This window comes from Paenibacillus polysaccharolyticus (assembly GCF_900102085.1).
GTDB lineage: Bacteria > Bacillota > Bacilli > Paenibacillales > Paenibacillaceae > Paenibacillus > Paenibacillus polysaccharolyticus.
In genome coordinates this window covers 305,222-323,727 of sequence record NZ_FMVM01000004.1, presented here as the reverse complement: position 1 = coordinate 323,727, position 18,506 = coordinate 305,222, and the positions used below count along the sequence as shown (strand labels likewise).

Annotated in this window: 12 protein-coding genes; 6 read left to right on the top strand and 6 right to left on the bottom strand. The window is 47.4% G+C overall.

Features of this window, described 5'->3' with window-relative positions:
- Positions 1-239 precede the first annotated feature (239 nt).
- On the top strand, positions 240-1,673 hold the full coding sequence (locus BLQ13_RS07895; protein WP_090917845.1) for an aspartate ammonia-lyase: 1,434 nt from the start codon (positions 240-242) through the stop codon (positions 1,671-1,673).
- A gap of 155 nt (positions 1,674-1,828) precedes the next feature.
- On the opposite strand, the gene rpoN is transcribed toward BLQ13_RS07895, so the two are convergent.
- The gene (gene rpoN / locus BLQ13_RS07890; protein ID WP_090917843.1) at positions 1,829-3,133 is read right to left on the bottom strand and encodes an RNA polymerase factor sigma-54; all 1,305 of its coding nucleotides are present in this window, start codon (positions 3,131-3,133) and stop codon (positions 1,829-1,831) included.
- Positions 3,134-3,255: 122 nt separating this feature from the next.
- Complete coding sequence (pruA, locus tag BLQ13_RS07885; protein ID WP_090917841.1) at positions 3,256-4,803, bottom strand: L-glutamate gamma-semialdehyde dehydrogenase; 1,548 nt, start codon at positions 4,801-4,803, stop codon at positions 3,256-3,258.
- Between the two features lie 446 nt (positions 4,804-5,249).
- Between pruA and BLQ13_RS07880 the strand changes: the two genes are divergently transcribed.
- Together BLQ13_RS07880 and BLQ13_RS07875 are read left to right on the top strand one after the other, a co-directional pair.
- Complete coding sequence (locus BLQ13_RS07880; RefSeq protein ID WP_090917839.1) at positions 5,250-6,173, top strand: proline dehydrogenase family protein; 924 nt, start codon at positions 5,250-5,252, stop codon at positions 6,171-6,173.
- A 525-nt stretch (positions 6,174-6,698) separates the two neighbouring features.
- Positions 6,699-8,639, top strand: coding sequence for a sigma-54 interaction domain-containing protein (locus BLQ13_RS07875; RefSeq protein ID WP_090917837.1), 1,941 nt, complete (start codon positions 6,699-6,701; stop codon positions 8,637-8,639).
- A 566-nt stretch (positions 8,640-9,205) separates the two neighbouring features.
- Here BLQ13_RS07875 and BLQ13_RS07870 read toward each other — a convergent pair.
- Positions 9,206-11,278 carry an nSTAND1 domain-containing NTPase gene (locus BLQ13_RS07870; RefSeq protein WP_090917835.1) on the bottom strand — a complete coding sequence of 691 codons (2,073 nt, stop codon included), beginning with the start codon at positions 11,276-11,278 and terminating at the stop codon, positions 9,206-9,208.
- A 302-nt stretch (positions 11,279-11,580) separates the two neighbouring features.
- On the opposite strand from BLQ13_RS07870, the gene BLQ13_RS28240 reads away from it, so the two are divergent.
- A complete protein-coding gene (locus BLQ13_RS28240) occupies positions 11,581-11,868 on the top strand; it encodes a hypothetical protein (RefSeq protein ID WP_139168865.1) in 288 nt (95 codons plus the stop codon).
- 55 nt (positions 11,869-11,923) lie between these two features.
- Here the strand turns inward: BLQ13_RS28240 and BLQ13_RS07865 are convergent, their stop codons facing one another.
- Complete coding sequence (locus tag BLQ13_RS07865) at positions 11,924-13,594, bottom strand: PucR family transcriptional regulator (protein WP_090917833.1); 1,671 nt, start codon at positions 13,592-13,594, stop codon at positions 11,924-11,926.
- A 189-nt stretch (positions 13,595-13,783) separates the two neighbouring features.
- On the opposite strand from BLQ13_RS07865, the gene ald reads away from it, so the two are divergent.
- Positions 13,784-14,917 carry an alanine dehydrogenase gene (gene ald / locus BLQ13_RS07860; RefSeq protein WP_090917831.1) on the top strand — a complete coding sequence of 378 codons (1,134 nt, stop codon included), beginning with the start codon at positions 13,784-13,786 and terminating at the stop codon, positions 14,915-14,917.
- 157 nt (positions 14,918-15,074) lie between these two features.
- On the opposite strand, the gene BLQ13_RS07855 is transcribed toward ald, so the two are convergent.
- The gene (locus tag BLQ13_RS07855) at positions 15,075-15,992 is read right to left on the bottom strand and encodes a RecB family exonuclease (protein ID WP_090917829.1); all 918 of its coding nucleotides are present in this window, start codon (positions 15,990-15,992) and stop codon (positions 15,075-15,077) included.
- Positions 15,993-16,702: 710 nt separating this feature from the next.
- On the opposite strand from BLQ13_RS07855, the gene BLQ13_RS07850 reads away from it, so the two are divergent.
- Positions 16,703-17,386, top strand: coding sequence for a protein kinase family protein (locus BLQ13_RS07850; RefSeq protein ID WP_090917826.1), 684 nt, complete (start codon positions 16,703-16,705; stop codon positions 17,384-17,386).
- Between the two features lie 150 nt (positions 17,387-17,536).
- On the opposite strand, the gene BLQ13_RS07845 is transcribed toward BLQ13_RS07850, so the two are convergent.
- On the bottom strand, positions 17,537-18,433 hold the full coding sequence (locus BLQ13_RS07845) for a helix-turn-helix transcriptional regulator (protein WP_090917824.1): 897 nt from the start codon (positions 18,431-18,433) through the stop codon (positions 17,537-17,539).
- Positions 18,434-18,506 lie beyond the last annotated feature (73 nt).

Sequence of the window (18,506 nt, the reverse complement as noted above, 5' to 3'; positions counted from 1 at the left end):
TATCGTTCATGCATGACTTTCATACCATAAAGCTCATAATGAATAAGACAAGCTTAGGTATCCCTCCCTTGTAGCTGTAATTCATGATATGAAATTTTAAATTCCCCAATTTAAATTATTATCGGTTTCAATGAAAGAATCATTTAGCTTGGCATCTATTTTGCTTAAATGATATACTGAGTGCGCTTCAGCAACGCTGGAGCCGAACTATTTTTATGATGCCACTGGAGGCGAACGAGATGTCTACTATGTCCACACGGACGGAGAAAGATTTTATCGGCGAAAAAGAAATTCCAGCTTATGCGTATTATGGAATTCAGACAGTGCGGGCTGTAGAGAACTTCCCGATTACCGGTGTTCCGGTTCACCGCGAACTGATTACAGCACTGGCTGCTGTTAAAAAAGCGGCAGCGATGGCGAACATGGAACTGAAAATGCTCCCAAACAAGATTGGGGAAGTCATCATCATGGCAGCGGATGAAATGATGAAAGGCCATCATCTCGATCATTTTATTGTAGACTCCATTCAGGGTGGTGCAGGCACCTCCATGAATATGAATATCAACGAAATTTTGGCCAATCGCGGACTTGAACTGTTAACGAAAAACAAGGGAGACTACTTCCACTGTAATCCGAACAACCACGTAAACATGTCTCAGTCTACCAATGACGTTGTGCCAACAGCCTTACGCATTGCGGCTTATCAGCTCTCCGAGACCCTGCTAGGCACGATGAAAAAACTACAGGAAGCCTTCCGCAAAAAAGAGATTGAGTTCAACGATGTTGTCAAAGTAGGACGTACACATCTACAGGACGCCGTGCCTATCCGACTTGGACAAGAGTTCGGTGCTTATGCGCGCGTGATTGGACGGGACATTGAACGTCTTCAATATGCGAATAAACGCATGCTTTCGATCAACATGGGTGCAACAGCTGTAGGTACAGGCCTTAATGCCAAACCGGAGTATATCGTCAAGGTTACCGAGTATCTATCTGAAGTAACTGGTCTGCCACTACAGACCGCGGATGATTTAGTTGACGCGACACAGAATACAGACGCCTATTTGGAACTCTCAGCTGCATTGAAAGTATGCGCTGTCAGCCTGTCCAAAATCTGTAATGACATCCGTATGATGGCCTCAGGCCCGCGTGCCGGATTTAACGAACTGCTTCTGCCGCCACGTCAGCCGGGATCTTCCATTATGCCAGGGAAAGTCAATCCGGTCATGGCAGAGGTAATCAACCAGGTATCCTTCCAGGTCATGGGAAATGATCACACGATTTGCATGGCCTGTGAAGCCGGACAATTCGAGCTGAATGTGATGGGACCGGTTATTGCATTCAACCTGTTACAATCATTGAAAATCATGAATAATGGCATTGATGTCTTCACACGTTATGCTGTCGAAGAGATGGAGGCCAATCGTGAGCGCTGCGAGTTGATTATGAAACAAAGCTTCAGTGTCGTGACTGCTCTGAACCCGCATCTTGGTTATAACGTAGCGGCTTCGATTGTAAAGGAAGCATTAAAAACCGGGATGACCCTGCAGGAAATCATCTTGGAGCGAGGTTTGCTGACTCCAGAAGAATTGGAAGAGATTCTACATCCAGAACAGATGACCACGCCGGGGATTGCCGGAGAACATTTCCTGCGTAACATGGAGCGCATGTAAACACACTGATCTTATGAGTTCAGATTGAAAATTTCTAAATAGCCCCGTTATCCGTTAGTCAACGGATAACGGGGCTATTTGAAGTATAATTCGATACGATAAATTTCAGATTTATAAAGAGTCGTTCAGACTTAACGTGATAAGACGTATACACTTCAAGCCCAGCGTTTTCGTTCCAGGGATGACAGAATTCGAAGCTCCTCCCTGTATTTCGCAACGGTTCTTCGAGAAATGATGATGCCCTCGCCTTCAAAGAGAGCAGATAATTGGCTATCTGAGTACGGCTTGTTTAGTTGCTCGGTTCGAATGATTTCCTTCAGCCGCCGTTTGACAGCCGATGCAGACGTCTGTTCTCCAGACACGGTCGTAATACCGGAATCGAAAAAAGCCTTAACCTCGTAAACCCCATACGGAGTGTATATATATTTTCCGTTCACGGCCCGGCTAACTGTTGATTCATGCATCTGTACTTTCTCAGCAATCGAAGCCAGATTCAGCGGCACCAGTGCAGCGGGGCCCTCACTTAAAAAGCGCTTTTGCTCTTCCATAATGGCCGTCATCACACGTAACAATGTCCTGCGCCGCTGTTGCACACTGCGTATAACGGCTCTCGCCTCAGCTGCCCGAGTCACCCAGATCTCACCGGGAGACGACTCCTGTATCCAGTTGTTGCAAGCTTCATTTACGGTTACGCGGGGATTGCCTGTTGCAAGCAGCTTGAGCACCATTTCCCCATGAACCATATCCACAGTAGCATCGGGGACGATATAATGTGCACGTTCATTACAGCCTATCGATCGACAAGGCTTAGGGTCAAGACGAGTAATATACTCGTATGCTGCTTGTGCTTCCCGCGAAGTTATACCATACTTGCCTGCTGTCCGCCCGGGATGAAAAGGAACCAACGCCTCCAGCCCTGCCCGCACAATACACTCGGCATAAGGAATCGCTGCTGGGTCACGCTGAATCTGTAACAGCAAACATTCTTGCAGATTTCGCGCCCCTACACCCGGAGGGTCCAGGGACTGCAACAAATCAATTCCTGCGTTCAGTTCGCTCATGGACAATCCGAGTTCAACCTGTACTTCAGATAGCTCAACCTTCAAGTAACCATCAGCATTCACACATCCAGCCAAATAGACCGCCACTTTCTCCAGCCTATGCGGAATTTTCATCGTGCGAATTTGCGAAGCAAGGATTTGTTCCAGCGTAGGCGCTGTTCCTTTGGCTTGAAGCAGAGGGTCATAGGAAGGATACACCTGCTGATTGTTTCTTCTTGATGGCTTAAAAGAATAAACGGACTGCTCTTCCAGTTCAAGAAGCGGATTATCCGCTGCGACATCCTGCAAATAACGAATCAGTTCCTGACCGGACAAGGTCAGCAAATGAAAGGACTGCTTCATTTCCGGCGTGATGGACAGCCGGAAGCGCTGTTCCTGCACCAACTGAACACCTAACATCCGATGCCCTCCTTATGTCAAGCTGGATACTATTCATAGCAACACTGGGATTTGCAGGAATAATACCATACAGTTCAGCCCTTGTCAGCATGTCAATACATACATGCGGTCTCAAACGTCATTTAATATTTTTCAGACACCAGCTTCGCTTGGGTAAACAGCAACAGATAATCCCTGCCTCCTGCTTTGGAATCGGTACCCGACATATTAAATCCACCAAATGGATGTGTCCCTACCAAAGCCCCCGTACACTTGCGGTTGAAATACAGATTACCTGCGAAATACTCCCGTCTTGCCTGCTCCAGATGTGCCCGGTTGCGCGAGATAACCGCACCTGTCAGACCATAATCTGTATTGTTGGCAATCTCCAGCGCATCCTGGAATGAATCGGCTTTGATGAAAGCCAGGACCGGGCCGAAAATCTCCTCTTGCGAAATCCGGGTATGCGGTTCCACATCTGCAATAATGGTCGGCTCGATGAAAAATCCTGCCGGATCTCCGGTACCTCCCCCATGAACCAGACGTCCCTCCCCTTTGCCAATCTCGATATATTCGGTGATCTTTGCATACGCCTTATCATCAATGACAGGTCCCATGTAATTTCCCACTTCAAGCGGACTGCCCATCGTCAGCTTCTTCGTACGCTCCAGCACCTTTTGTAATACTTCATCATATACATCCTTATGGATAATGGCACGAGAGCACGCTGAACATTTTTGTCCCGAGAAACCAAAAGCCGAAGCTGTGATCGACTCGGCTGCCAGTTCCAGATCACTGTCACTGTCAACCACAATGGAATCCTTGCCACCCATCTCGGCGATCACACGTTTGATCCACTTCTGACCCGGAGCGGTGCGTGCAGCACGTTCATTGATCCGCAGACCGACATCGCGGGAACCCGTGAAACTGATAAAACGTGTCAGTGCATGATCAACAAGATAATCCCCCACCTCACTGCCTGGCCCTGGCAAGAAGTTGACTACTCCATCTGGCAGACCCACTTCTTCCAGCAGTTCCACGAACTTTGCAGCGATGACCGGTGTAGTGCTTGCCGGTTTTAGCACCACCGTATTGCCTGAAACTAATGCAGCCGAGGTCATGCCTGCCATAATCGCCAGCGGGAAATTCCACGGCGGAATCACCACGCCAACACCAAGCGGAATGTAAGTCAGTTCATTATCTTCACCAGCAATCCGTACAAGCGGCTGCGGCTCACTGAGACGTTGCATTTCCCTTGCATAAAACTCCATAAAATCAATCGCTTCAGCCGTATCTGCATCTGCTTCAGACCAGGTTTTGCCCGCCTCATAGACCATCCAGGCGGAGAACTCATGCTTGCGGCGGCGCATGATTGCCGCTGCTTTGTAGAGATAACGGGCCCGTTCATTCGGGCCCGTATGTTTCCAGGTATGGAACGTTTCCGCAGCCGTTTGGATGGCCTTCTCGGCCAGCTCCCGATCCGCTTGATGAATCGTTCCGATCACCTGATCCTTAGCAGCCGGGTTCACGGAGGTTAACGTGCGGTTGCCGATTATTTTTTGCCCACCGATAATCATCGGATATTCCTGTCCCAGTTCGGATTTCACCTTATGGAGCGCTTCCTCAAAGGCTTCCCGGTTCGCTTGCACCGTAAAAGCTGTAAATGGTTCGTTAACAAAAGGGATATTCATCAATGATTCCTCCTTCAGGATGTGGGTTCTACTCACTTTATAAGTCTCACAAAGATAATTTACACGAGCACTCCGAGGACAGAATAACCTTCCATTCGCTGTTATCCCCAGATTTTTTGGATTCCCTTCTCCTTAGGGAAAAATCCGGTGATAAATGCGACCGCTTCGCTTTTCCAGGTTTTTTCTGTCCTCTCCGTTATTTGTGTAAAAAAATGTTCAACTTATATCGATCGCTGCTCAGATTCACGCAGCACTTACGTCTCATTCAAATATATGAAGCAAGAAGCGTGCCAACTCCGCTAGAACATGAAATATTTTTTTGTTTCACGGAGATAAAAATGTTCATAAAAATAATTAGGGCATCAGCAATCGCATTCAACAGATTTTGGCACGATTTTTGCTAGATATGTAAATATACAATCATGAATGTTTAGGGAGGAACCACGATGAGTGTCGGAACGGAACTATATCGCAAAACGTTGTTAACCGTAGCTGGCAATAAAGCCGTAGAGAACCTGTCTCTCAAATACGGCAAAAAGCTGGCTGGCAAGTTCATAGCTGGTAATACGCTGGAAGAGGCGCTGGAAGAAATTCGCGTTTTAAATAGCAAAGGCATTATGGCAACACTGGATCATCTGGGAGAGGGCATCACCCATCTGCGCGAGGCGGCACTTTACAGGGATGAATACGTGAGGTTAGTTGAAGGTATAGCGCATAGCGGTGTGGACTCCAATGTTTCACTGAAACCGACCCAGATGGGGCTGGCACTTGATCCGGAAGAAGGGTACCAGAATATTCGTGCGGTCGCCGCCCGAGCGAAGGAACATGAACTGTTCGTCCGGATTGATATGGAGGACAGTCCGTTCACCCAAGCAACCATTGATATCGTACGTAGACTGCATGCGGAAGGGCTGGATAACTCAGGTACCGTATTGCAGGCTTATCTGCATCGAACGGAAGAGGATACCCGCGATATGATTCGGGAAGGTATTCGGCTGCGTTTGGTCAAAGGAGCGTATAAAGAACCTGCAAGCGTCGCATATCAAAATACGTCCGAGGTCATTCACCAGTTCAAAACGATGATTCGTCATCATCTGGATCAAGGTGTTTATACCGCTGTGGCCTCCCATGATGATCACATCATTAACTGGACGAAACAATACGCGAAGGATCGGGATATCTCTCCTGAAGCCTTTGAATTCCAGATGTTATATGGTCTGCGTATGAGTGAACAGGAGCGTCTGGCACAAGAAGGTTATCGCATTCGTTGTTATGTCCCTTATGGCACGATGTGGTACCCGTACTATACCCGCCGTCTGGCAGAGAAACCTGCGAATCTCTGGATGGTTGTGAAGAACATGTTTCGCTAGAATTGATGTAAGAGATAGTCCTTCACGCCATGCAACCCAGTCATTCTGGAGTGCATGGTTTTTCCTTTTTCTGATGATGCAGCACTGCCAAACTTAAACGTTCACTCTAAACAAGAATATATGTCTAAAAAATAAGAATACACAAAATTTAATGTACGAAATTTTAGACAAAATCTACACTAATCATCTTGTATCTTACCCTCACATCGGTCTCCATCTTTACATATTTTCTTATATTTATACATTTTCACAAATAATGAGCGTTATATAAATTGACACAAAAATAAATAAAAAACCTGAAATAAGTTAAAAACTGTAGCTAAGTCAACATTTTTTCATTTCTCCACCTAAAGAAAACGTATACATAAAAACTTCAAAATGGGTGAGCGTTATTAAAACAAAACAATCGAACAATCGATGTCAAAAAATATATACACAACTCTGTTGGAGCGATATAATAGTAGTACTAATTCCAATCACTTTTCCAATCACTTTAATCCGTATGTTGTAATCGAGGTGATCCTGATGAGACATTTACTACCTACTCTAAAAGAACTGACACGAACAGACATGCACATTTACGATGAATCCTCCGTTCAGGAAAAGCTTCTTCCACGCCCGTATACGGATTCAGATATCAACGTAACTCGACCTGTTTTTGTACGTTCTGGTACAGGAAGCGCTTATCTCTATTGCTCCTTCCTGGATCAACTAAACTTGCCTGGTGAAAAAGGCCTGCCTTCCACATCTTCTGCTAAATCAACAGAACCCGACCCTTTTCCGGTTACCCCATCGTTCTTTGTCCCTGTCCCTTTGATCTCACTTTCTATGGAACTGGCACAAGTGATTCCTTTGTTTGCCAAGAGCTCTATTCTCATCGTCAAAAATGATCGTGACGAATGGACCGGCTATATCACGGCATCCGATGTCATGAACTCACTTCATCAAGCCTACCGACTGATGGAAGCATATCTGGAAACTACGCTTGAGACAGCCGGTTCCGCACTATCTTTAATCGATGAAGAAGCCAAGGTGGCGTACTGGACATCCGGTGCGGAGAATATATTTTCTATTCGCAAAACCGATATTATCGGTCAGCCTGCCGCCAACTTTTTCCCACCCGAAAGACTTCAATCACTCAAAACGTTATACACCGGTGAATCGGTCTACCGCAAACAGCATCAACCCAGGTCTGATCTGTTCGCTCTAATCAATGCCCGCCCTGTCAGGCTGGATGGTCGTATTGTTGGTGCAGTCGCTGCGGAGGTCGATATCACAACTGAAATTCGTCTACACCAGGAATTATTGCATATGTCCTCCAAAATTCAGCATTTGGAAAAAGCCGTTGCCCGGCTTCATCCCGAGACCGATCCTTTTGCGCGTATCAAAGGTAGCAGTCCAATTATCCGGCAATGTCTGGAGACTATTCGCAAGATCAGCACCACCCCTGCTACGGTACTCATTATGGGGGAAAGTGGCACGGGCAAGGAACTCTTTGCAAAAGCCATCCATGATCTTCGTGAACCAGAGACTGCTCCTTTTATCGCGATTAACTGCGGGGCCATTCCCGCTTCATTGTTTGAGAGCGAGTTGTTTGGCTACGAGAAAGGCGCTTTCTCCGGGGCAGACCCTAAGGGGAAAAAGGGGAAAATCGAGCTGGCGGAGGGTGGCACTCTTTTTCTGGATGAGATTGGGGAGATGCCTTTTGAACTGCAAGTCAAGCTGCTTCGTGTGTTGCAGGAACGAAGTTATTTTCCGGTTGGGGGTACCCGCACCAAACAAGCTAACTGCCGAATCATTGCTGCAACCAATCAAGACCTTCCTGCCATGATTACGCGTAATCAATTCCGGGAGGATCTCTACTATCGACTGAATGTCATCAATCTGATTATTCCGCCGCTCCGGCTGCGTAAAGAAGATATCTATGAGCTCACCCAGACTTTTCTGCAAGAATTCTCGCTACTCTACAATCGTCATATTGAAGTGATTCCTCCAGAATTGTTCAAACGTTTATTCGAGTACGATTGGCCGGGGAATGTCCGGGAACTGCGCAACGTGATTGAGCGCCTGACCATTCTAACGATGGATGGTGAGATCAAGCCGGAATACTTGCCTGATTCACTGACATCAGCGAAAGTAAACGTACCTTCTGAGCCGGAACATACAGTAGCCAACCTCAAGTCTGCGGGAAAAGAAGTAGCGCATGCCCCCAATGTGACAGACTCCCAACAAGAGAGTCACGGACCTGACCATCTTGCAGGGGTTGCTCGGGAAGCGGCTAACCCAAGTGTTACATTCCCCGAACAAAGTTCCGGCTCCTCTTATCAGCAACAGATGGATGCGTATGAGGCCCGGCTTTTGCTTCAATACCTGAAGGCCGCAGGAGGCAACAAACGAACACTCGCCAAACAACTTGGCATCTCCAGAGCTACACTCTACAACCGTATGAATCGGCTTGGTATATAACCTATAACTTCCGCGGTGATTACCGCTTGCTTTTACAGTTGAACATAATGCACGGCTAGCAAATGAAGAACATTCCACCCTTGCCGTTGCAGGCGATAGAATACAGAGAATTTGAGTAAAAATCAGAGAAAGCTCAGTGCCGAGAGCAGAAACCAGCAAATAAGGTTTCTGGCGACTCTAACGATCACCACAAGCCTTATTTGCCCATTTAGACGTGGTTTCAAAATCTAACGATCTCCAGTGACGCTATTCAGCTAATGTCCTGCTGAAAATGGGATGAAATGGGCAAATTGCTCGAAATAGCGTCCGTACGGATCGTTAGAATTTCAACATGGCGATTTTGGGCAAAATAAGGTTTCTCCTGAACGTTAGAGTTTGCGGGGATGCTACTTATGAACAGCTAGATGAATCAGCTAGAAAAACCCGCAGTTACGGATCTTTCCCGTTTTACTGCGGGTTTATTGGTTGTTGCTTTTCATTTTTGTTTTGGTTTTCATTTTGGTCTTGTTCTTGTTATTTCAACCGATGGCTTCTGCTATTTCTGTGCGACCATCTTTCTTCACCCTTTACAATATTTTCGCTAAACGAATCAGTGCAGTTCTAATATGACGATAAAAAGTAGCCCTGCTCATCGAACACACCTGCGCTGCGGCAGTCGGATTGCCAGCATAGGTCCAGTAAGCCGCATGTAACAGTTTCTGATCCTGGGGAGACACTCCATGTATTCTGCCTTCCAACAGATCCAGAACATATAATTGTAACTGAATGCCATCCCTCACACCTGTAATTCTGTCTGCATACTCTTGTAACTCTCCCGGTGAGCGAAGGTGTCCGAGCATTTTACGAACTTCCTGTTCAGACCAAACCCTGTTATTGGATCCCGTTATCTGGGGCTTTATTGCATTAGCCGGGGGGTCTGGATGCAAAAGGGACATCACCCAGGCACCGAATTGTCCGCTACGCAGATCAAGTTCCAGCACATCCGCCTGATCTGCATATCGATCACACGCACGTGTGGACGTTCTCCGCATCTGAAAGCCGATACTCCGCAGAAACAGCTTCAGATGTGGATTGGTCGCAACAAGAATGGCTCTCGCCCCATCTCCCAGGAGCGACAAACGATCCAGTGTCATATATCCGACAAGTTCCTCACGTGTATATCCAGGCACATCATCTCTCGCCGCAGCCAGCAATGCGAAGTGTGTATCACTCTCATCCGGATCATTCTGTAATTCCTCTGGCGTAAAGCACTCTTTCATCTCATTCGGAAAATATTTCAAAAGTAAATCACTGATCTCCCGATGCACCAGCACGGTAATAAACATCGCAATCGTTTCGCCTTTCATATCCCGCTTTATTACAATACCTTCAGGATATCGGAGAGCCAGTTCATCCAGGAAGGGGCCATAGTTCACGGCCTGCCAGGGCTCAACGCTATATTCACACCATTGCCCTAGCAGCTTGTGTAGGGAAGGTAGGTCAGCCTGCTTCATTGGTTCAAGCGGCGTGAACAAAGAATCGCGTGAGACATCAGCATACTTGCGAAACTGGAGCATAGATTCCTGACAGAGTAACAGCATCTTTCTCGCAATTTGACGCTTCCCAAGTGCACATGCCTGTTCATGGAGTGGTTTCAGCAACTCTGCAATCCGAATCCGCATAGACTGCATACGATGCGGCTCGCGTTGCCGGAAATCCCGCATCAAATGTACCCGGGCCATATCGTGCAAGGCCAGACCGTCCGGCGCGGAACGAATGAAAGACATCCGTCTCAGCATGTGATATTCTTCCTGTTTAACGGGTACATTCAGTACCGTGGATAAGAGTTCCTGGTTTGCTGTCTCCAGCAAGGTTAACACCTCCACCATCGGATGCAGACGTGGCGTGGTGAGTTCAAGTAACAGCCGGGCACTGATCATATGTGACAGTTCAGCCCACTCGGCATGAGGAAGATTCCGCTCCTGATCAGCCGCTTCCACTGCAAGAGCAAGTCCCAGCGGATGTCCATCCGTCATTCTCGTAATGACTCCAGCCATACTCGGCTTTAATGAACCTGCGGTTGCAATATACTCCGTAATCTCATCCGCGGTAAAATGTTGCAGCTGCAATTGAACCAGATGCTGATACAGCCGGGGATGCGTTCGCCATGTTGCTGAAAGCTCTGAACGAGATGCAAGTATGATGAGTATCCCACTTAGATGAAGTTTCGCTATGAAAACTTCCATAAACCAGCTCTCGAGCAATGCAAGTTCCTCGTAGTTATCTACTGCAATAACGAGCCGTTTCTCTCTGGGCATGCTTTTCAACAACGATAGCAGAATGTTGCCCTGGCTATTCAACAGCCCAAGTTCCAGTCCCAGTGTTGAACTAAAATAATCCATAAACACGGAGGGCGTTGTGCCACATGCCCGTCCATCCATCCATATAGCGGTTGCTTCCTGCTCTCTAGCGATGGACAGCATTTCTGAAAGTAACGAAGACTTCCCAATACCACCCATACCCGTAACTGAAAATATAGTCATAGGCGCTTCATCATTTTCAAACCACTGCTCCAGGATCATCAGCTCTCTGGCTCGACCAACGAAACGCTTTTCGTCCCTGGCAACCTTCTGCTTTCGAGATTCACTTCCGTTCCCCATATATATCCTCCGTACTAGATACTGGTACTTTTACTGTAGCTTACTTTTATATAAAAATGAGACTATATTGAGACGCGCAATCGCTTCCGAAATGTTAGAATCTTGATAAAAGCCAATTTATAGAAAAAGGCAAATCTGTGCCTCTTCTACATTTATCGAACCACGCCGTTTATGGATATCACAAAACGCAACACTCCGCCAAACACCCTGAGCAAGCCTGCACACACGATTTTACCGACTTGGTTTCATGCTTTCCTTTCGTATCCTACTCCAGCCCGATAATTCAGGAAAGGCGGATTTGTGTGAAAAAACATCTCGACATTTCTCATTTGAGCGGACAACTTGGCATCCATTCCAGTAAGCTTCAGGCATGGTTAAACCTTACCGGTTTAACTGTTGCTGATCCACAAGACAGACGGGAACGAAGGTCTGAGCGTATGACATTTCCATATCGCCTTGTAACATCTACCTCACCACTTCAGGCTACATCTTCCCGTGCATTCGAACGCTATCGGAGCCGTTTCTCCAATACAGGGTCCCGTCGCCGGTCTCGTGCCTTACGAGGTATACGACGGATCAACAAGCTGTAAATGAGCAAAAAAACACCTTCTATTCAAGCAATGCCCATATCTAAAAACGTTGCTGTCATGACAATTGTCCATCTCCACCTTCAATCATGGCATTAGCTAACAATGCCATCTCCAAGCACACACGTTTTCCCTGTTGCATATAACCTGGTCCCAGCAGTTCTTCCAGTTTCTCCAGTCGGTTATACAAAGTCTGCCGATGAACGAACAGCTGGGCGGCCGCATCCCTTTTGCACCCGAAATTCGCCAGATAGGCATCCAATGTTTCGACCAATCGCAACTGATGGCTTCGATCATGCTCTATAAGCACACCCAGATGATCGTTCGCAAAGGATTGCAGGAATGAAAGCGGCATGGCTTTTAACATTTGATATATACCCATACGATCGTAAAAGTGAACATGTTTCATTAATTTGACAGACCTCGCCACTTCAATAACCTGGACCGCTTCCTGAAGGCTATCCTTCAGAAGAGTTAGTTGATTTCGAAGTTTGCCGAAGCCCGCATGAATTTCGACTTGTTTCAGATTCGAGCGAGCGAACCGTTTCATATCCTGAGTGATGCTCTCTAACATTTGGATCAGTGACTGTTCAGAGACAGTTTGTGTTTCTTCCTTGGCACAACAGAGGTAGATTTGATTATTTTTCAGCATGATGAGGCTGGTTAGATGATTTTTCTTCAGAAGTGAGCGAAGCAATACGAGAATGTCCTGATGATTCGCCTCCATTCGCTCCCGGCCCGTCCCCTTCATGCGATGTTCAATCTGCAATAGACCTCCCGCGAACCAGTATTGTCCCTTCACTAACAAGCGAAGCCCCATACGTGTTCTAGCCTGTTCCTCCTGCTGAATGTGGCCATTCATCAAATCCTGAATCAATTCATTCTGGTTGCGTACCATCTTCTCTTCAAGAAATTGTGAACGAAGCGTAAGTGTAGCTGCAGCTTTGGCTGTGTAATCAAGCAACAGCTTGAGATATTCTACCGTTGCCGACGGGTGCACAATCATACCTATGGCTGAAAATACTTGGCCAAAACAAACCACGGGATAACAGAGCAAAGCCCTCTCCTCATCCATATGAAACCACAGCTCCGTATCGGAGTCGTTCAGATTTAGCCGTTCCACTTCCTGGCTGTACCAGCTATAGATGGCCTGCTCCATGTCTGGAGCGAGTTCTGGCACAAAACTCCCGGCCTCCATCGACGAGATGTATACCACAGGTTTTGCCGCATAGGCATGTAGCAGGTCGAGAACCGCCGACATATCTGTACGCTGCAACGTGCGTTGTTGAAGCTCACGGGAATACGTCTCCAGACTCTTTAATAGCTGGTGTTGGTGGTTAATAAGTAGAGAATGGATATCTTGCGTAATCTCAACAAAACGCACGGGTTGTTCAAATACGATGAGTGGAAACTGATACTGGTTTGCCAGTTCGATCAATGACTCTGGTATCGCATGTATGCTGGTGCCAAACTCGACACATAATCCAGCTGCATCACGGTTGATCAGCTGCATCAGATAAGCTTCACGCCCTTCTTCAGACTGAAGCCATAGACCCGTGGATAAAATAAGATCATGTGGGCTTACAAAAGGGGACACATTGGTAATTTCCAACACATGAACCCAGCCTACCTGACGTTCCAACCCTTCTCTCCCTGCCGCAAGCCGTGCTTGACTAAATACCGGACGTTGCAGGATATCTCTGACAGTAAAAACACGGTCATTTCGCAAAGTCGATCCCTCTTAGTGTTATTTTTTCTTACATTATAATCCAAAGACATGTGTCCTGAACAGTCTATTTCGACGAATTGTTGAGTCTTGATCCTAAAAATTAGACATTATGTAAGGTGCAAAACGACGCATGGAGTCATAAACTTGTAGTATAAGCTAACAACCAAAAAATGGACGAGGTGCATGGCTATGAGAATCGGGATTCCCAAAGAAATCAAAAACAATGAAAATCGTGTAGCGATGACTCCTGCCGGGACAGCTGATTTTGTGACAGCCGGGCATCAGGTCTTTATCGAACAAGGTGCGGGACTTGGCAGTGGGTTTACGGATAAAGAGTATGTTAAAGCTGGCGCCCTGATTGTTGAAGAAGCCGCTCAGGTATGGCAGGATGCCGAGCTCATCCTTAAAGTGAAAGAACCTCTTGCCAGTGAATATGGTTATTTTCGCCCCGGGCTGATTTTGTTCACCTACCTGCACCTCGCCGCAGAGCCGGCTCTCGCCAAAGCACTGATCGAAAAACAGGTGACTGCCCTTGCGTATGAAACCTTGGAAGTCGGCGGCTCTCTCCCGCTGCTCACACCTATGAGTGAGGTGGCAGGTCGGATGGCTGCGCAGATCGGTGCGCAGCTCCTGGAGAAAACAGAAGGCGGCAAAGGCATTCTGTTATCCGGCGTGCCTGGCGTAAGCCGCGGCAAGGTTGTCATTATTGGCGGCGGTACGGTAGGTACCAATGCGGCCAAAATTGCACTTGGTCTGGGGGCGGATGTCACGATTCTGGATCTGAATCTGAATCGGCTGCGCCAGCTTGACGATATTTTTGGCAATCAGATCCAGACGCTGGTATCCAGCCCTTCCAATATTGCGTCCGCCGTCACCGGGGCGGACCTGCTGATCTGTGCGGTGCTGATTCCGGGCGCCAAAGCGCCAACACTTGTCAGCGAGCAGGTTGTGAAGACCATGGCACCCGGGTCGGTCATTGTGGATGTGGCGATTGATCAAGGCGGGATCGTCGAGACCATTGATCATATCACCACCCATGATGAACCCACCTATGTGAAACATGGTGTCGTGCATTATGCAGTGGCGAACATGCCTGGCGCCGTGCCGCGCACGTCCACGGTGGCGCTGACCAATGCCACCATGCCTTATGCGCTGCAACTGGCGAACCATGGTGCAGCCACCGCGATTCGCGGTAGTTCGTCCATTCGCAGCGCGGTGAATGCGCTGAATGGACATATCACGTATGAGGCGGTTGCCCGTGACCTCGGGCACGCCTACGTACCTGCAGGACAGGCGCTGGAAGATGCCGCCGCTGTCCAATAAATCTTCTGGCCGTTCCACCTGGAAGCAAATTGTCCAGCCTGTGGAACGCACACAAGCGCAGTGCCCATGGAGGATTCCTCCGGGCACTGCGCTTCTTTTTTTGACATATAGGACGCATATTAGGATGGATTATAGTACAGGTTACGCGCCAAGCTCATTAAACCACTCGTTCGCTGCATACCTCACGAAAGTTGCAATCCCGGCATGCACGGTGCGAAGGCATTGGGGTGAAATAGGACATGTCCTTTGGACGGTTGTAATACTCATCGGCCACACAGGAGCGCATTTCCTCGATGTAGCGCCCTACGTTCTCCTCCACCTTGCGAATGTCCTCTTCGGTTGCAGCAAACTCTTTGTGTTTGCCAGTCAACAGATACTCCACCCGAATCTCAATCTGCTCCAGTGGAACCTGGTAATGCTCTCTTACATAGGAAGCGTATAAAATTAACTGATCGGAGAAGTCATCCTCCTTGCCCGTCTTCCAGTCCACAATGACAATATTGCCGTTGCTGCGTCGATATAATAAGTCCATTTTCACATACACACGCGTATCATGCAGCTGCATCGTATCCCATTTCTCAATCTCCAGAATCGTTGTACTTGCACGGGACAAATCTTCCCACGTCAGCGTCTGATACAAGTTGCCTACACAGGCTCCTGCGCGTTCTTTAATGGTTGCGACCCGGTCGTTCAGTGTATCATCGCCATAATAAATTTCCGACAACATCGTATGATTTTTCGGATTGAGTCGCCATTGCTCCGGATTCATCGACTCTTTGTATGCCTGGTTCAGCAAATCACGTATCGTCTTCTCCAAAAAAACTTCCCGTGGCTTCGGTTTTCCCTCTTCTCTGCTTCGTACTGCCGACTCACACATCCGGTGTGCAAGATCACCAAATACCAGATAAAGATTACTCAGTTGCTTCAGACGATACAAGCGTACCTGCATCTCATCCGCTGATTCTGTTTTCCAGCCGTTATGGGCACCATAATAATGATAATAATATTTGCGCAGGCACTCATCGAACATACTCGCCCGCGACTGCGAATAAGACCACTGCGGGTATTGTGCCATATGATAATCTGCCTTTCTGTATATCGGATCTACTCATACCAATGTGCGTGCCGTACTGTAGGGACGTATCGTAGGACTGATCTGTAAAACATAACATCCGAACTCACTCTATATATCCGCCTTTAGCATACATCTGGCTGAAAGATCCTTTTATTGCTCACAGTATAAAGCCCTGGCCGTCATGCCGCAACCCGGCTTCCGTTATTTTCTTGTGTACGCAACCGTTTGAGGAACGATACGTATCGTTTATATAGTTACATCAGGATGAAGAGAAGTGCCGCTCGTCTTCATAAAAAGGAGAGCATCCCAACCATTGCGAGGCGTTAGAATGTAGAGGTTATCTCGTGCGGAGGCAAGAGGTTATGACGCATAGGCGGCAGAATATTGAGGTGAGATTTTTCAGCAAAATTCTCTCTGGCGACGCTAACGATCACCACAGACCTTATTTGTCCATTTTGATGGAGTTTCAAAATCTAACGATCACCAGAGACGCTATTTAGCTGAATTTCAGCTGAAAATGGGTTAAAACAGACGAATTTCGCAAAATAGCGTTCCTACGGATCGTTAGAATTTGAACGTGGCTGTTTGGGGCGAAATAAGCTTTCTCGTGATCGTTAGAAAAAGTTGAATTTGAGCACGAACGGTATTAATCTATTACGTAAATAACTACGGAAAATATGTACGGGCATATCCAAAAGGAGGCGCCGCCCATGAAGCAGCCGGATTGGTTCCAGGCAGAAGCAGCATTACAACAAATTCAAGTCATCGGAAGCGATCGGAATGAGCTGGTGAATATCATCGGCGAGGCAGCAGGATTGAACTGCATCGGTATCGGAACGGATGCGGCTGTATTTACGTATGACCAGCTGCCACAGTATGCCTTCAAAGTGTATTCGGATCATGCTTTAGATAAATTAAATAATGAAAAACAGGTCTACGCCCAGCTTCAGGGCCTACCTTACTTCCCAACGTATTATGGCAGCGGCCGAAATATACTGGTCATCAGTTACGAACCTGGAGACACTTTACTTGAATGTTTGGAAAAAGGAATCCCCGTCCCCGAGCAGGTTATGCTCGATGTAGACGCAGCGCGAGAAGCGGTTCGTCGCCTTGGACTGAATCCACGCGACATCCATCTCAAAAATGTGCTTCTCCAGAATGGACGCGGCAAAGTGCTCGACGTATCGGAGTATATTCAGGAGGGAGACGATCATCGCTGGGAGCATCTCGTGTGGGCCTATCACAACATCTATCCACGTATCAAAGGTACGCCCATCTCCCCACGGATGCTGCAAACGATCAAATGGGCTTATAACCAGCTCGATCAGGCTAATCTCAAAATGGAAGATCTCTCAAAGAAAGCTAATCGACTGTTCTCCAGATTTCTGAAATAGACCGCACTGCAGCAAGCGATGAATCCACCCCTTCCCCCAACCACCCGAGTTTAGCCGATAATGGGCTAGATCAGGGTGGTTTTTGACTTCACATTCCTTCCTTCTCTTCAAGCCTTCTCCCCTTTCAACCGCATCTTCCCGCCCTTCCCCTCACCCTTCCTTCATTCCCCGTGCCTGCGAAGGCGTCATGCCTTTGTACTGCTTGAATAATTTTGTAAAATAGTTCGCATTGTCACATCCCACCTGAGCGGCAATTTCCGTGACTGTGAGGTTGCTACCTTGTAGTAAGCGCTCAGCCTCACTCATTCTGCATCCGTTTACGTATTCTACGAGCGTACGTCCGGTCAGTTTTTTGAACATTTTGCAGAAATGATATACGTTCAACCCCACTTGGCTTGCCGCTTCACCAACCGACAATTTCTCCTGGGGATCAGCCTCAATCTGTGCAATCAACTGTTTGAACCGCTCGCGGTTAGGAAAATACAATGCGCCCGATCGATCCCGCAACTGATGCGGCATAAACGTCCGGGCCATCAACGTAAACAACGCATGCAGCTTGGACTTCACTACAAGCTGGTACGCCGGAGGTTGCGTCGCCATCTCTTCCACCGCTTCATTTAATAAAGAATAATACCCGGCACAGGCCGCATTCTCTGCGGCTGGTTTGACCGGAAACCGCACACTGCCTTCCAGATAAGGCGCAACATACTGCTCATGCACTGGATCGCTCGCAAAATCCTGAAATAACGCACGATTGACCACAACCGAGTCATAATGCACATCTCCTTCATCCAACGCGTATCCAACATGCAGGGCACCACCCGGAATGATAATAACCTCTCCAGCCTCAATTTCATAAGGTCGGCTATCAATATGAAATACCGCTCTCCCCTTACGCATAATGATCCATTCAAAGTGCTCATGCCAGTGCAGATATAATATACATTCTTCCGTTTTTTTCGCGGAACACCGATTTTGGAACAACTGAAACGGATGGGATTTATGATCAATTCGCGTGTCTTCATGAAGCGCTTTCAAGTCTAACATGGCTTTCTTCCCCCTCACCACAAAATCCGACTAATAAAGCACAAAATTGTTTAGAGCCTTCCCATAGATCCAA

Excerpts from the sequence above, each read along its gene's own strand:
- BLQ13_RS07895 (WP_090917845.1), top strand. The coding sequence starts at position 240 with ATGTCTACTATGTCCACACGGACGGAGAAAGATTTTATCGGCGAAAAA.
- rpoN (WP_090917843.1), bottom strand. The coding sequence starts at position 3,133 with ATGTTAGGTGTTCAGTTGGTGCAGGAACAGCGCTTCCGGCTGTCCATC.
- pruA (WP_090917841.1), bottom strand. The coding sequence starts at position 4,803 with ATGAATATCCCTTTTGTTAACGAACCATTTACAGCTTTTACGGTGCAA.
- BLQ13_RS07880 (WP_090917839.1), top strand. The coding sequence starts at position 5,250 with ATGAGTGTCGGAACGGAACTATATCGCAAAACGTTGTTAACCGTAGCT.
- BLQ13_RS07875 (WP_090917837.1), top strand. The coding sequence starts at position 6,699 with ATGAGACATTTACTACCTACTCTAAAAGAACTGACACGAACAGACATG.
- BLQ13_RS07870 (WP_090917835.1), bottom strand. The coding sequence starts at position 11,278 with ATGGGGAACGGAAGTGAATCTCGAAAGCAGAAGGTTGCCAGGGACGAA.
- ald (WP_090917831.1), top strand. The coding sequence starts at position 13,784 with ATGAGAATCGGGATTCCCAAAGAAATCAAAAACAATGAAAATCGTGTA.
- BLQ13_RS07855 (WP_090917829.1), bottom strand. The coding sequence starts at position 15,992 with ATGGCACAATACCCGCAGTGGTCTTATTCGCAGTCGCGGGCGAGTATG.
- BLQ13_RS07850 (WP_090917826.1), top strand. The coding sequence starts at position 16,703 with ATGAAGCAGCCGGATTGGTTCCAGGCAGAAGCAGCATTACAACAAATT.
- BLQ13_RS07845 (WP_090917824.1), bottom strand. The coding sequence starts at position 18,433 with ATGTTAGACTTGAAAGCGCTTCATGAAGACACGCGAATTGATCATAAA.